At 60.5% G+C, this 13,945-nt stretch carries 12 protein-coding genes; 11 read left to right on the top strand and 1 reads right to left on the bottom strand.

The features are described 5' to 3' along the window. The first annotated feature begins 130 nt into the window (after positions 1–130). The 5 genes from norR (at position 131) to EAH78_RS16725 (ending at position 4,597) form a co-directional block, all read left to right on the top strand. Positions 131–1,681 carry a nitric oxide reductase transcriptional regulator NorR gene (gene norR, locus EAH78_RS16705; RefSeq protein ID WP_140668480.1) on the top strand — a complete coding sequence of 517 codons (1,551 nt, stop codon included), beginning with the start codon at positions 131–133 and terminating at the stop codon, positions 1,679–1,681. Between the two features lie 307 nt (positions 1,682–1,988). Beyond that, positions 1,989–2,891 carry a chemotaxis protein CheV gene (locus EAH78_RS16710; RefSeq protein WP_140668481.1) on the top strand — a complete coding sequence of 301 codons (903 nt, stop codon included), beginning with the start codon at positions 1,989–1,991 and terminating at the stop codon, positions 2,889–2,891. Between the two features lie 27 nt (positions 2,892–2,918). Further along, positions 2,919–3,377 carry a GNAT family N-acetyltransferase gene (locus EAH78_RS16715; RefSeq protein WP_140668482.1) on the top strand — a complete coding sequence of 153 codons (459 nt, stop codon included), beginning with the start codon at positions 2,919–2,921 and terminating at the stop codon, positions 3,375–3,377. 60 nt (positions 3,378–3,437) lie between these two features. Then, on the top strand, positions 3,438–3,764 hold the full coding sequence (locus EAH78_RS16720; protein ID WP_140668483.1) for a hypothetical protein: 327 nt from the start codon (positions 3,438–3,440) through the stop codon (positions 3,762–3,764). Between the two features lie 83 nt (positions 3,765–3,847). After that, positions 3,848–4,597 (top strand): YkgJ family cysteine cluster protein, encoded by a 750-nt coding sequence (locus EAH78_RS16725; protein ID WP_140668484.1) that lies wholly within the window; start codon positions 3,848–3,850, stop codon positions 4,595–4,597. A gap of 155 nt (positions 4,598–4,752) precedes the next feature. Here the strand turns inward: EAH78_RS16725 and EAH78_RS16730 are convergent, their stop codons facing one another. Continuing rightward, positions 4,753–5,010: a hypothetical protein gene (locus EAH78_RS16730; protein WP_140668485.1), complete on the bottom strand. Its 258-nt coding sequence runs from the start codon at positions 5,008–5,010 to the stop codon at positions 4,753–4,755. A gap of 255 nt (positions 5,011–5,265) precedes the next feature. Between EAH78_RS16730 and EAH78_RS16735 the strand changes: the two genes are divergently transcribed. From EAH78_RS16735 to EAH78_RS16760, 6 genes are all read left to right on the top strand, one after another. Then, positions 5,266–6,426 carry an efflux RND transporter periplasmic adaptor subunit gene (locus tag EAH78_RS16735; protein WP_140668486.1) on the top strand — a complete coding sequence of 387 codons (1,161 nt, stop codon included), beginning with the start codon at positions 5,266–5,268 and terminating at the stop codon, positions 6,424–6,426. Then, positions 6,423–9,524 carry a multidrug efflux RND transporter permease subunit gene (locus EAH78_RS16740; protein WP_140668487.1) on the top strand — a complete coding sequence of 1,034 codons (3,102 nt, stop codon included), beginning with the start codon at positions 6,423–6,425 and terminating at the stop codon, positions 9,522–9,524. The genes EAH78_RS16735 and EAH78_RS16740 overlap by 4 nt, the downstream gene beginning before the upstream one ends. A gap of 9 nt (positions 9,525–9,533) precedes the next feature. Beyond that, positions 9,534–10,211 (top strand): heavy metal response regulator transcription factor, encoded by a 678-nt coding sequence (locus EAH78_RS16745; RefSeq protein WP_007943491.1) that lies wholly within the window; start codon positions 9,534–9,536, stop codon positions 10,209–10,211. Continuing rightward, positions 10,201–11,565, top strand: a complete 1,365-nt coding sequence (locus EAH78_RS16750) for a heavy metal sensor histidine kinase (RefSeq protein WP_140668488.1) — start codon at positions 10,201–10,203, stop codon at positions 11,563–11,565. Before EAH78_RS16745 ends, EAH78_RS16750 begins: the two co-directional genes overlap by 11 nt. A gap of 280 nt (positions 11,566–11,845) precedes the next feature. After that, on the top strand, positions 11,846–12,070 hold the full coding sequence (locus EAH78_RS16755; RefSeq protein ID WP_140668489.1) for a hypothetical protein: 225 nt from the start codon (positions 11,846–11,848) through the stop codon (positions 12,068–12,070). 257 nt (positions 12,071–12,327) lie between these two features. Beyond that, a complete protein-coding gene (locus tag EAH78_RS16760) occupies positions 12,328–13,776 on the top strand; it encodes a GGDEF domain-containing protein (protein WP_193560085.1) in 1,449 nt (482 codons plus the stop codon). The last annotated feature ends 169 nt before the right edge of the window (positions 13,777–13,945 follow it).

Genomic DNA, 13,945 nt, shown 5'->3' on the forward strand with positions numbered 1-13,945 from the left:
TGATGTGTATTTCCTTAGAGTTATCAGTTTCCGTGCCAAGTATTAAAACCATATAAATCAATATCTTAAAAACATAGTAGTCATATCGACACACGCCGCTTTATAGTCATGTCGACTACACGGAGTCACTATGACTGCAAAATCCCTGCTCACTGCCCTGCTGCCCCTGGTCTCTGACCTGTCCCGCGAACTGCCCGAAGGTGAGCGGTATCGACGCTTGCTCGAAACCATGCGCGCGCTGCTTCCCTGTGATGCGGCAGCCCTGCTGCGCCTTGATGGCGAATGGTTGGTGCCGTTGGCCGTCGACGGTTTGAGCACGGACACCCTGGGCCGGCGCTTCAAAATCAGCGAGCACCCGCGATTCGAGGCCTTGCTCAGCAGCCACGGCCCGACCCGCTTCGCCGCCGACAGCGACTTGCCTGACCCTTACGATGGACTGGTCGAGGGTCTCGACGATCATCTGGAAGTGCATGACTGCATGGGTTGCCCGCTGTTTATCGACGAGCGCCCATGGGGACTGTTGACCCTCGACGCTCTCGACCCGGAACAATTTCAGCCCATCGAACTGGACGCCCTGCAAGCCTTTGCCAGCCTCGCTGCAGCCACGGTCAACGCCGCCGAGCGTATCGAGCGCCTGGCCAACCGCGCCGAAGACGAACACCAGCGCGCCGAGGTTTACCGTCAGGCCAACGGTCAGCAAAACCGCGAGATGATCGGCCAGAGCAAGACCCACAAACGTCTGGTGGAAGAGATCAATCTGGTGGGCGGCAGCGACCTGACCGTGCTGATCACCGGCGAAACCGGAGTCGGCAAGGAACTGGTCGCGCAGGCGATTCATGCTGCCTCCGCCCGGGCCGACAAACCGATCATCAGCCTCAATTGCGCGGCCCTGCCGGACACCCTGGTGGAGAGTGAGTTGTTCGGCCATGTGCGCGGCGCGTTCACCGGCGCGATGAATGATCGTCGCGGCAAATTCGAACTGGCCAATGGCGGCACGCTGTTTCTTGATGAAGTCGGTGAGCTGTCACTGACGGTGCAAGCCAAGCTGCTGCGCGTCCTGCAAAGCGGGCAGCTGCAGCGCTTGGGCTCGGACAAGGAACACACGGTGGACGTGCGCCTGATCGCGGCGACCAACCGTGACCTGGCGGAAGAAGTGCGCAACGGTCGCTACCGTGCCGACTTCTACCATCGCTTGAGCGTCTACCCGTTGCTGGTGCCGGCACTGCGCGATCGCGGACGGGATGTATTGCTGCTCAGCGGCTTCTTCCTGGAGCAGAATCGCTCACGCATGGGCCTCAACAGCCTGCGCCTGAACAGCGACGCCCAGGCTGCCTTGCTGGCCTATAACTGGCCGGGGAATGTGCGGGAGCTGGAGCATTTGATTGGTCGTAGCGCGCTTAAAGCACTAGGTAATTGCAAGGATCGGCCGAAGATTCTCAGCTTGAGCGCGGCGGATCTTGATTTGCCTACTGGCAGTGTTGAGGTGCTTACCGAACAACCAGTCGTCAGCCCTGTGACGTTGGTAGCCGGTGATCTGCGTGAAGCCACGGAGAATTATCAGCGGCAATTGATCAGCGCTTGCCTGGAGCGACACCATAACAACTGGGCGAGCGCGGCTCGTGAGCTGGGTTTGGACCGGGCGAATTTGGGGCGCATGGCCAAGCGGTTGGGGATGAAATAGCCTAATCATCAAGGTAAGTGAAAACTTGTGGCGAGGGGGCTTGCCCCCGTTCGGCCGCGAAGCGGTCGTGAGACAAGCGACCAGGTCTTTGCGGGAAAAGCTGGGAGCGCTTCGCACTCCAACGGGGGCAAGCCCCCTCGCCACAGGCAAGCCCCCTCACCACAGGCAAGCTCCCTCGCCACAGGGTTCACCACTTGGCTGACGGCAGGGAATGTTTCTAAAGCCTGCCCACTACAAGTCGATAACCCGATATCGATAGTTTTTGGCAATCCCGCGATCGCCCACCACCTTTTTCCAGAAGGTACATATGTCTTCCAACAAAGCCCGCGCAGATTCACTTTCGCTTCTGCTGTTTACCTTGCGCAGCGGCAAGCTGATGGCGATCAACCTGCTCAAAGTCAGTGAAATCATCCCGTGCCCGCCGCTGACCCGGCTGCCGGAGTCGCATCCCCACGTTAAAGGCATCGCCACCCTGCGCGGTGCGTCGTTGTCGGTGATCGACCTGAGCCGTGCCATCGGCGAGCGCCCGTTGGAAGACCCGAACGGTGGCTGCCTGATCGTCACCGACGTCAGTCGCTCCAAGCAGGGCCTGCATGTTCAGGCCGTGAGCAAGATCGTCCACTGCCTGACCACCGACATCCGTCCGCCACCCTTTGGTTCCGGCGGCGTGCGCTCGTACATCACCGGCGTGACCTCGGTCGACGGTACGCTGGTGCAAGTGCTGGACATTGAAAAAGTCATCCACGGCATCGCCCCGGCACAGATCGAAACGGCCCCGACCGAACTGAGCATGGAAGACGCCGAAGTCCTGGGCAGCGCGCGCATTCTGGTGGTCGATGACAGCCAGGTCGCCCTGCAACAATCCGTGCACACCCTGCGCAACCTCGGCCTGCAATGCCACACCGCGCGCAGCGCCAAGGAAGCCATCGACTGCCTGCTCGACCTGCAAGGTACGGCCCAGCAGATCAACCTGATCGTCTCGGACATCGAGATGTCGGAGATGGACGGCTACGCCTTCACCCGCACCCTGCGCGAAACGCCGGACTTCTCGCACCTGTATGTGCTGCTGCACACCTCCCTGGACAGTGCGATGAACAGCGAAAAAGCACGTTTGGCCGGGGCTAACGCGGTGCTGACCAAGTTCTCTTCGCCTGAGCTGACCAAATGCCTGATCGAGGCGGCCAGGGCTGTCGCTGAACAAGGTCATTAAGAGGTGGCCGAGGACTTTTGCTATTTGATGCGGCGCAACCTCGCCGAGGCTGTGCCAGCGATCGCCTGGCCTGAAGGCATCGTCCTCAGCCAATACCGCCCTGAATGGGCAGAATCCGTTCATCAGTTGATGGAATTGGGTTACCGGGACGGTGGCGGCCGCGTGCCGGCACTGGAGGTGTGGCAGCAGCGCTTTGAAACCGACCCTGAATACGATCCTGCCCTGTGTTTCATTGCGCTGGATGCCAACGGCATCGTCGGTGTATGCCAGTGCTGGACCAGCGCCTACATCAAGAACCTGGTGGTTCACCCGCGGGCGCAACGCCTCGGGCTGGGCCGCGCATTGTTGCTGCAGGCGTTTCACGTGTTTCAGCTACGTCGGGAAGGGTTTGTTGATTTGAAGGTCCTGGAAGACAACCTTCGGGCGCAGCGGCTGTATGAAGGTGCCGGGATGTATGTGGTCCGCCGGGAACCGGTCCCCGCCTGACACACCGCCATCAAACCCTCAGGCATACTCGGCCATACAAGCCCAACGGATGCCCGAACAATGAAAGCCGCCACCCTGACCTTCCTCTGCCTCACCGCCCTCGCCTCCCAGGCCCAAGCCTCCAGCCCCGACGCCTGGGCCGCCTACGACAAAGCAGTCCTCACCAGTTGCACCAAAGCCAGCGGCCTGAAAAACGCCAAGCCCGTCGGCAACCCTGCGCAATTCGATGACCGGGTCGACTACACCGCCCTCCTGCTGCAAGGCCAATACCCGCAAAAACACATGAAAGGCCAGCAAGGCACCGAGCTGTGCCTCTACAACAAGAAGACCAAAACCGCCTACGTGACCGAATGGGACTCCGTTCGCCCGACCGCCAAGGCCCAGTGAATGGCGCATAACTTGCTTCATCGCTGAGCATTGCGGTGACAATCTGTCGCCGTTTCTTGCCCTCACATGCGGCCCGGCGATCAATGAATACAAAGTTTTCCTGCGTAGGCTGCGGCAAGTGCTGCAACGACCACCACGTTCCCCTGACCCTGGCGGAAGCCCGCATGTGGGCGGCCGATGGCGGTCAAGTGATCGTGCTGGTCGAGGGTTTTCTGGGTAACGGCCTGGGCCTGCCGGTGCAACAACGCGAACACGCCGAACGCCGCTCGGTGGTGGTTCGAAGCGGCGCGTCCGAGGCGTACGTGGCGATCACCTTTGCCGCTTATAACGTCGGTCCCTGCCGGAATCTTGACGAAGACAACCGGTGTGGCATCTACGAGCGCCGACCCCTGGTGTGCCGCATCTACCCGGCGGAAATCAACCCGCACATCCTGCTGAACACAGCGACCAAGGATTGCCCACCCGAGTCGTGGGAACAGGGCCCCGATTTGATCATCGGCGGCAAGTTGGTCGATCAGGAGCTGGCGGAGTTGATCCAGCGTTCTCGCCAGGCGGATCGCGATGACGTTCAGGCCAAGGACGCAATTTGCGGGTTGTTGGGGATTCGGACTACGGCACTTAAGGGTGACGGGTTTACCGCTTATCTGCCGGACATGAACGCGTTTGCCACGGTCATCGATCAGGTATCAGCGCAACCACTGGGGGCGACGGAGAGTGACTGGTTGTTTCATGTGTCGGGGGATGACATTGCCGGGCAAGTGCAGGCGGCGGGTGCGCAACTGGTGACTGAAGCGCCGGTGAATTATGCGTTTATTTCGTTGCGGGTGGCTTGATCCAAGGGATGAGTTGCCTGTTATGACCCCTTCGCGAGCAAGCCCGCTCCCACATTAGATTTTCTTCGCGCACAAAATTTGTGTCAGATGGAGATCAAATGTGGGAGCGGGCTTGCTCGCGAAAGCGGTAGATCAAGCACCGCAGAATCTGAAACTCAGCGCTTACCCATCGAACGACGAGTACCCGGAGGCGCCGCGCCAGGCGTCTTGGTGTGGCCATTCTTAGCGCCATTCTTGTACCAAGGCTGGCTGGCGTTTTTCGCGGCCGCCAGATCACCCGGTTTGAACGGGAACTTGAACGCCGGGATGGCGGCTTTGGTTTCGCTGTCTGCGCTGGAGTCGACGCTGTCTGGCAGGTCTGCCTGGTCGTCGCTCAAAGCGTCGGCAACCGGCGGTTTTGTCGGGGAAGTCATGAAAGCTCCGGGTGATGCACATAGAGTCGGGCCCGGTCAGCGAGCCGCGAAAGGCGGCAGTATACCTGTGTCGAGAGCTGCAAGCTTCACACCGCGCGTGAGTCCGTCGGGTTTGTGCTGGCGAACCCACCGCCGCTGAATCTCAAACTGACAGCCCCGTCAGTTAGCAGTCACCTTCCTGACGGGCTGACAGGGTTATAAAGAAGGGTATAAACCTGACAATACCCCAACCTCTCAGCCCGGCGCCCCACTCGCATGCGAATTCAGAAAAAACCCGCCTTGATCGCAGGTCTGCTAATTGCCTTGGCAGCGCTGGGCACCTGGTACCTCGTCAAACCGGCCACTGCCAAGCTCGCCGCCCCGACCGCCATCCCGGTGCGCGTGGTCAACGTCGTTGAGAAAGACGTGCCGCGTTATGTCAGCGGCATCGGCTCGGTGTTGTCCTTGCACAGTGTGGTGGTGCGCCCGCAGATCGACGGCATTCTCACCAAAATCCTGGTCAAGGAAGGCCAATTGGTGAATAAGGGTGACTTGCTGGCCACCATCGACGACCGCTCGATCCGTGCCAGCCTCGATCAGGCCCGCGCCCAATTGGGCGAAAGCCAGGCGCAGCTGCAAGTGGCACTGGTCAACCTCAAGCGCTACAAGTTGCTGAGTGTCGACGACGGGGTGTCCAAACAGACTTACGACCAGCAACAAGCGCTGGTCAACCAGCTCAAAGCCACCGCCCAAGGCAATCAGGCGTCCATCGACGCCGCTCAGGTGCAACTCTCCTACACACAGATTCACTCGCCGGTCACCGGACGCGTCGGTATTCGTACAGTCGATGAAGGCAACTTCCTGCGCATGACCGACGCCCAGGGCCTGTTCACCGTGACGCAGATCGACCCGATCGCCGTCGAGTTTTCCCTGCCGCAGCAAATGTTGCCGACCCTGCAAGGGCTGATCGGCGACCCGCAACGCGCACAAGTGAAGGCCTACATTGGCGCCGACACCGACGGTGAAACCGGCAATCTGCTGGGCGAAGGTCACTTGACCCTGATCGACAACCAGATCAACGCCAACACCGGGACCATCCGCGCCAAGGCAGAATTCAACAACCCAGGGCAGAAACTCTGGCCGGGCCTGTTGGTGACGGTAAAAATTCAGACGGCCCTGGAGAAAGATGCGTTGGTGGTGCCGCCCACCGTCGTACAACGCGGCCTCGATCAACACTTCGTGTACCGGGTCAACGGCGACAAAGTGGAAACCGTGACCGTGCAGGTGGTTGCTCAAGGCAGCGGCCAGGACATCATCAAAGGCGTGAAACCGGGGGATGTGCTGGTCAGTGACGGCCAGTCGCGGCTCAAGCCGGGGTCGACGGTGCAGGTGATGACCGATCCGCCACAAGTGGTGCAATCGGAGCCGAAGCCATGAAGGGCCACGGCTCGGTTTCTGCCTGGTGCATCGATCACCCGGTCGCCACCCTCCTGCTGACTTTTGCGCTGGTATTGCTCGGCGCCATTGCCTTCCCGCGCCTGCCGATTGCGCCGCTGCCGGAAGCGGAATTCCCGACCATTCAGGTGGCCGCGCAATTGCCCGGCGCCAGCCCGGAAACCATGGCGTCGTCGGTGGCCACGCCGCTTGAAGTGCAATTCAGCGCCATCCCAGGCGTGACCCAGATGACGTCGAGCAGTGCCTTGGGTTCGACCAACCTGACCCTGCAATTCACCCTCGACAAAAGCATCGACACCGCCGCCCAGGAAGTCCAGGCCGCGATCAACACCGCCGCCGGCAAGCTGCCCAAGGACATGCCGACGCTACCGACCTGGCGCAAGGTCAACCCGGCCGACAGCCCGGTACTGATCCTCAGCGTCAACTCCACGCAAATGCCCGGCACTGAGCTCAGCGACCTGGTGGAAACCCTGCTCTCGCGTCAGATCAGTCAGATCGATGGCGTAGGCCAAATCAACATCACCGGCCAGCAACGTCCGGCGATTCGCGTTCAAGCCTCGGCGGACAAACTGGCGGCCATCGGCCTGACCCTCGCCGACATACGTCTGGCGATCCAGAACACCAGCCTCAACCTGGCCAAAGGGGCGTTGTACGGCGAGTCGAGCATTTCCACGCTGTCGACCAACGACCAGTTGTTCCACCCCGAGGAATACAGCCAGCTCATCGTTTCCTACAAGGACGGCGCCCCGGTTCATCTGAGGGATGTCGCCAAAGTCGTCAACGGTTCGGAAGATGCCTACGTTCAGGCCTGGGCCGGCGACAAGCCTGGGGTAAACCTGGTGATCTCCCGGCAACCGGGCGCGAACATCGTCGAGACGGTGGATCGTATTCAAGCCGCGTTGCCGGCCCTGGAAGCGATGCTCCCCGCCTCGGTGCAGGTCAAGGTACTGGTCGACCGCACCCAGACCATCCGCGCGTCTTTGCACGAAGTGGAAATCACCCTGCTGATCGCGATCATGCTGGTGGTGGCGGTGATGGCGCTGTTCCTGCGCCAATGGTCGGCGACACTGATCGTGTCCGCCGTATTGGGCGTTTCGCTGATCGCCAGCTTCGCGCTGATGTATGTCATGGGCTTCAGCCTGAACAACCTGACGCTGGTGGCGATTGTGGTGGCCGTGGGGTTTGTGGTCGACGATGCGATTGTGGTGGTGGAGAACATTCACCGCCACCTTGAGGCCGGCGACGGCATGCGCGAAGCGGCGATCAAGGGTGCGGGCGAGATTGGTTTTACCGTGGTCTCGATCAGTTTCTCGCTGGTGGCGGCGTTCATTCCACTGCTGTTCATGGGCGGCGTGGTCGGTCGGCTGTTCAAGGAATTCGCCCTGACCGCGACGTCGACGATCATGATTTCGGTGGTGGTATCGCTGACCCTGGCGCCGACCCTGGCTGCGCTGTTCATGCGTGCGCCGGTGCATCACGCCCACAGCAAACCGACCTTCGGCGAACGCTTGGTGACAGGTTACGAAAAACTGCTGCGCAGCGCCCTCGCCCATCAGAAATTGATGATCGGTGTGTTTGGTCTTTCCCTCTGTCTGGCCATCGTCGGTTACATCTTCATTCCCAAAGGCTTCTTCCCGGTGCAGGACACCGGGTTTGTCCTCGGCACCACCGAAGCTGCCGCCGATATTTCCTACGGCGACATGGTGAAAAAACACCTGGCGATGGCCGAAATCGTCGCGGCGGATCCCGCGGTTGCGGCGTTTTCCCACTCGGTCGGGGTGTCGGGCAGTAACCAGACCATCGCCAACGGCCGCTTCTGGATTTCCCTGAAAAAACGCGGCGACCGCGACGTCTCGGCCAGCCAGTTCATCGATCGGATTCGTCCGCAACTGATGAAAGTCCCCGGCATCGTGCTGTACCTGCGCGCCGGCCAGGACATCAACCTCAGCTCCGGCCCGAGCCGCGCCCAGTACCAATATGTGCTCAAGAGCAACGATGGCGCGACCCTCAGCACCTGGACCCAGCGCCTCACGGAAAAGCTGCGCGGCAACCCCGCGTTCCGCGACATTTCCAACGACCTGCAACTGGGCGGCAGCATCACTCACATCAACATCGACCGCAGCGCCGCCGCGCGTTTCGGCCTGACCGCCAGTGACGTCGACGAAGCGCTGTACGATGCGTTTGGCCAGCGTCAGGTCAATGAATTCCAGACCCAGATCAACCAGTACAACGTGATACTGGAACTGGACACCCAGCAACGCGGCAAGGCCGAAAGCCTTAACTATTTCTACCTGCGCTCACCGCTGAGCGGGGAAATGGTGCCGCTGTCGGCGCTGGCCAAATTTGACGCGCCCACGGTCGGCCCGTTGTCCATCGCCCACGACGGCATGTTCCCGGCCGCCAACTTGTCGTTCAACCTCGCGCCCGGCGTGGCGTTGGGCGATGCGGTGATCATGCTCAACCAGGCCAAGGCCGACATCGGCATGCCAGCGGCCATGAGCGGCAACTTCCAGGGCGCGGCGCAGGCGTTCCAGAGTTCGCTGGCCAGCCAGCCGTGGCTGATTCTGGCGGCGCTGGTGGCGGTGTACATCATTCTCGGTGTGCTTTACGAGAGCTTCGTGCATCCGCTGACCATCATCTCGACACTGCCGTCGGCGGGACTCGGGGCGGTGATCATGCTGTGGATCTGCGGCCAGGACTTTTCGATCATGGCGTTGATCGGGCTGGTGCTGCTGATCGGTATCGTGAAGAAGAACGGCATCCTGATGATCGACTTCGCGCTGGACGCCCAGCGCAACCGTGGCTTGCCACCGGAAGAGGCGATTTTCCAGGCCTGCATCACAAGGTTCCGGCCGATCATCATGACCACCCTCGCCGCCCTGCTCGGTGCGCTGCCGCTGATGCTCGGCTACGGCACCGGTGCCGAACTGCGCCAGCCACTGGGTATCGCGGTGGTCGGCGGCTTGCTGGTGAGCCAGGCGCTGACGCTGTTCACCACTCCGGTCATATACTTGTGGCTTGAGCGGCTATTTCACAGGCCCAAACCAGCGCCGGTACCGGCCCTGGCGACCACAGACTGAGGCGGGGTCATGCGCGTTCTGATTATCGAAGACGAAGAAAAAACCGCGGACTATTTGCACCGCGGCCTGACGGAACAGGGTTACACCGTGGACGTGGCGCGCGACGGCGTTGAAGGGCTGCACCTGGCGCTGGAAAGTGACTATGCGGTGATCGTCCTCGACGTCATGCTGCCGGGCCTCGACGGCTTCGGCGTGCTGCGCGCGTTGCGTGCGCGCAAGCAAACCCCGGTGATCATGCTTACCGCCCGCGAGCGCGTAGAAGATCGCATCAAAGGACTGCGCGACGGCGCTGACGATTACCTCGGCAAACCGTTTTCCTTCCTCGAACTGGTGGCGCGCCTGCAAGCGCTGACCCGGCGCAGTGGCGGTCACGAACCGGTGCAAGTGAGCATCGCCGACCTGTGGATAGATTTGATCAGCCGTAAAGCGACCCGCGCCGGCACACGGCTGGACCTGACCGCCAAAGAGTTTTCGCTGCTGAGTGTGCTGGCCCGTCGGCAAGGCGAAATTCTCTCGAAAACGGCGATTGCCGAGATGGTCTGGGACATCAATTTCGACAGCGACGCCAACGTCGTCGAGGTCGCGATCAAGCGTCTGCGGGCCAAGCTCGACGGGCCGTTCGACGAGAAACTGCTGCACACGATTCGTGGCATGGGTTATGTGCTGGAGAGCCGTGGTGTCCAGTAACTCCATCGCACTGCGCCTGAGCGGGATGTTCACGCTGGTGGCGCTGTTAGTGTTTTTGTTGATCGGCTGGGCGTTGTATCAGCAGGTCGACAAGGGCTTGGGTCTGCTGCCCGAAGCCGAGCTGGATGCGCGCTACAGTGTGCTCGAATCGACGGTCGGCCGTTACGGCACGCCCGAGCATTGGGTGAAGATCAACAACAAGCTCAAGCTGCTTGGCGAGGAAGACAAGCGCATCAGTTTCTGGATTATCAGCGGCGATCCGCAGTACGAATATGGCAACCCGACGCCGCAGATTCGCGCCTTCGCCGAAGGGCCACTGGGCATGCGTGACTTGCAGTTGCCGGATCATCCCTATCCGCTGAAAGTGCTGGTGAGCCAGTTCCCGGCCAAGGATCAACGCCCGCCACTGCGCTTCATGATTGGCATCGACACCGAGACGTTTTTCGAGACTCAGCATCACCTGCTGATCGCGCTGATCAGCCTGGCGATTATTGGTGTGTTGTTGGCGTCTGCGTTGGGGTATTGGGTGGCGCGCATTGGCCTCAAGCCGTTGATCAAGTTGTCCCAGGAAGCCCAGCGCCTGGCCCCGCCACTGCGTTCCGGGCGCTTGCGGTTATCGTCGCTGCCGCCGGAATTGAACCAGTTCGTCAATTCGTTCAACTCTACGCTGGAGCGGGTCGAGCAGGCGTATTCACGACTGGAATCGTTCAACGCCGACGTCGCCCATGAATTGCGCTCGCCGCTGACCAACCTGATCGGCCAGACCCAGGTCGCGCTGACACGCGGGCGCTCCGCCGAACACTATTTCGAAGTGCTGCAATCAAACCTCGAAGAACTGGAACGGCTGCGCTCGATCATCAACGACATGCTGTTCCTCGCCAGCGCGGATCAGGGCAGCAAGGCCACCAAACTGACGTCCACTTCGCTCGCGGATGAAGTGGCGACGACGCTGGAGTATCTGGATTTCATTCTTGAGGATGCGCAGGTTCAGGTGCAGGTCAGCGGTGATGCGCAGGTGCGGATCGAGATCGCGCATCTGCGCCGGGCGTTGATCAACTTGCTGAGCAACGCGGTGCAGCACACTGAACCCGGGCAAGTGATTCAGGTGCGGATCGAGGTCACGGAGCATCAGGTAAGTATTGGTGTGGCCAACCCTGGATCGCCGATTGCCAGCGAGCATTTGCCGCGGTTGTTCGAGCGGTTTTATCGGGTGGATGCGTCGCGCAGCAACAGTGGCAACAATCACGGATTGGGGTTGGCGATCGTCAAGGCGATTGCGCTGATGCATGGCGGCGACGTGTTTGTACGCAGCGACCACGGCATAAATACCTTCGGCATCCACCTCCCCGTCTGACCCCACCCAATTCCCTGTGGCGAGGGGGCTTGCCCCCGTTCCAGTGCGCAGCACTGGCGCTTTTTCACAAACGCTACAAGAAGGGGCCGCTTCGCAGCCCAACGGGGGCAAGCCCCCTCGCCACAGCAAGCCCCCTCGCCACAAAAGCCTACCATTGCCTATGAACCACTGTTGCTTCTGGCGCAACAGTCCTTTCTTCGATTGGCTCTGTTTCCGACAGGCCAAGATCCTTATCTTTGCCCGCACCAAACAGCACTTGCCAAGCAAGAAGGTTTAAAAGATGTCCAACATTACGGGTATTGCCAGCGCTTTCGTTTTGTCCTCATTGTTCCTGTCGCCGTTCGCAATCGCGGAAGAATCGCAGACGTTCGTCGCGCAAAATGCCGCACGCGCCGCCGCCTACGATCAATACCAGAGCGAAATGACGGCCAAGGCTCAAGATGCCGCGCAAACCCCGCAAGCGTCCACTTCTGCCACCCAGCCGCGGGTTGAGAAAGACAGCTGATTCATCGAACTACCGTTTCCCTCGACACCTTTCATCGGCTCTTCCCTTTGAAAAGTTGTCTTCAAAGCCGCTGCTATCAGCGGCTTTTTTTCATTGGGGGCTAGCGCAAGTGCGTTCCCGCTCAATGTCTTCTAAGCTTGAACAAGTAAAGGCCAGCGTGTTTTGCTGGCCTTTTTTATGCTCTTCAAGCAGACAGCCGCCCCATGCCAGTGAGCCACCCACAACACCTTTCAGGCAAGACAGGTCGACCTGAGATCATGGTGATGCTTGGCAGCTTGCTGACGGTGATCGCGATTCTCAGCATCGTCGCGTTTCTGCTGATCCGCGAACACGCCAATGCCCAGCAGGCCGCCACCCGCAGCGCGACCACCATTGCGCAGTTGATCGACGCGGACGTGCTGCGCACCGTAGAGCTCTACGATTTGACCCTGCAAGGCCTGATTGCGGCCTCGCAGCGCGAAGACCTGAAACAGGTTTCACCGCAGATCCGTCATTTGGTGCTGTTCGACCGCTCCACCACGGCGCGCTTCAAGGGCGACATTCTGTTATTGGACAAGCACGGGGACGTGCTCGCCGACTCATCGCTGGTTGAGCCCAAGCCCGGCAACTTCGCCGACCGCGACTATTTCCTCGCCCATGCGTTTAACAGCGACACCGGCATGTTCATCAGCCGGCCGTTCAAGCCTCGCTGCGACTGTGACGACAGCGAAGAGTGGCGGATCAGTTTCAGCCGACGCATCTCCTCGTCCTCCGGCGAGTTTCTCGGCGTCGCCGTGGCGTCGATGCGCCTCGCGTACTTCGAACAGTTGTTCAACAGCCTGGACATCGGCAACGGCAGCACCCTGAGCATCATCAATGACGACGGTATTCTGCTCGCGCAAAAACCTCATTTGATCAACGACCCCGTCGGCAAGAATTTCGCTGGCCGGCCCAATGTCATACGCATCCTGCGTGAGGGCGCGGGCAGTTTCGACAGCGTGTCCAGCGTCGATCATCAACAACGCCTGTACACCTTTTCCAGGGTCGGCAACCTGCCGTTGACGGTCATCGTCGCGCTCTCCGGCAACGAAGTGTTCGCCACCTGGAAACGCACCGCGATTGTCATCAGCGGTGCCACCGGCGTGCTGTGCATCGGCCTGCTCTGGCTGACCTGGCTGCTGTGCCGCGAGCTTCGGCTGCGCCATCACGCCGAACAGGAACTGGCGCTGTTGGCCGCCACCGATGCCCTGACCGGTGTCGCCAACCGCCGGACCCTGGATCAAACCCTGCGCCATGAGTGGTTTCGCGCCCAACGTTCCGGCAAACCGCTGTCGGTGCTGATGGTCGACGCCGACCACTTCAAGGCGTTCAACGATCGCCACGGTCATCAGGGTGGCGACGATGCGTTACGGGCGGTGGCCAAGGTGATCTGCGCCAATGTACGGCGTCCCGGGGACTTGGTGGCGCGGTACGGAGGTGAGGAGTTTTCGGTGATTCTGGCGGAAACCGACAACGCGGGGGCCCGGCAGATTGCTGAAAAAATCCGCGTGGCGGTGGAGCAGATGCCGTTGGTGGCGGATGCTGAGTTGCCGATTACTGTCAGTATCGGTATTAGTACCTGGACAACGGAAAAGGAAATCAGTCTGGAACAGTTGCTTTTTATGGCGGACAAAGCGCTGTATCAGGCGAAGGAAGGTGGGCGAAATCGCGTGGTGGCTGCCCAGTGAGTATGCGCTGTGGCAGCCGGCCTCTTCGCGAGCAAGCCCGCTCCCACATTTGATCGCATTCCAATGTGGGAGCGGGCTTGCTCGCGAAGAGGCCCGCCCAGGCAATGCAGTAAAACGGAGATAAAAAAAGGCCACCCGAAGGCAGCCTTTAAAAACTAGAGAGGTTTTT

The sequence above is a fragment of the Pseudomonas arsenicoxydans genome, assembly GCF_006438915.1.
Lineage (GTDB): Bacteria > Pseudomonadota > Gammaproteobacteria > Pseudomonadales > Pseudomonadaceae > Aquipseudomonas > Aquipseudomonas arsenicoxydans_A.

Excerpts from the sequence above, each read along its gene's own strand:
- EAH78_RS16755 (WP_140668489.1), top strand. The coding sequence starts at position 11,846 with ATGTCCAACATTACGGGTATTGCCAGCGCTTTCGTTTTGTCCTCATTG.
- EAH78_RS16745 (WP_007943491.1), top strand. The coding sequence starts at position 9,534 with ATGCGCGTTCTGATTATCGAAGACGAAGAAAAAACCGCGGACTATTTG.
- EAH78_RS16740 (WP_140668487.1), top strand. The coding sequence starts at position 6,423 with ATGAAGGGCCACGGCTCGGTTTCTGCCTGGTGCATCGATCACCCGGTC.
- EAH78_RS16730 (WP_140668485.1), bottom strand. The coding sequence starts at position 5,010 with ATGACTTCCCCGACAAAACCGCCGGTTGCCGACGCTTTGAGCGACGAC.
- EAH78_RS16725 (WP_140668484.1), top strand. The coding sequence starts at position 3,848 with ATGAATACAAAGTTTTCCTGCGTAGGCTGCGGCAAGTGCTGCAACGAC.
- EAH78_RS16715 (WP_140668482.1), top strand. The coding sequence starts at position 2,919 with ATGCGGCGCAACCTCGCCGAGGCTGTGCCAGCGATCGCCTGGCCTGAA.
- EAH78_RS16720 (WP_140668483.1), top strand. The coding sequence starts at position 3,438 with ATGAAAGCCGCCACCCTGACCTTCCTCTGCCTCACCGCCCTCGCCTCC.
- EAH78_RS16710 (WP_140668481.1), top strand. The coding sequence starts at position 1,989 with ATGTCTTCCAACAAAGCCCGCGCAGATTCACTTTCGCTTCTGCTGTTT.
- norR (WP_140668480.1), top strand. The coding sequence starts at position 131 with ATGACTGCAAAATCCCTGCTCACTGCCCTGCTGCCCCTGGTCTCTGAC.
- EAH78_RS16760 (WP_193560085.1), top strand. The coding sequence starts at position 12,328 with ATGGTGATGCTTGGCAGCTTGCTGACGGTGATCGCGATTCTCAGCATC.
- EAH78_RS16735 (WP_140668486.1), top strand. The coding sequence starts at position 5,266 with ATGCGAATTCAGAAAAAACCCGCCTTGATCGCAGGTCTGCTAATTGCC.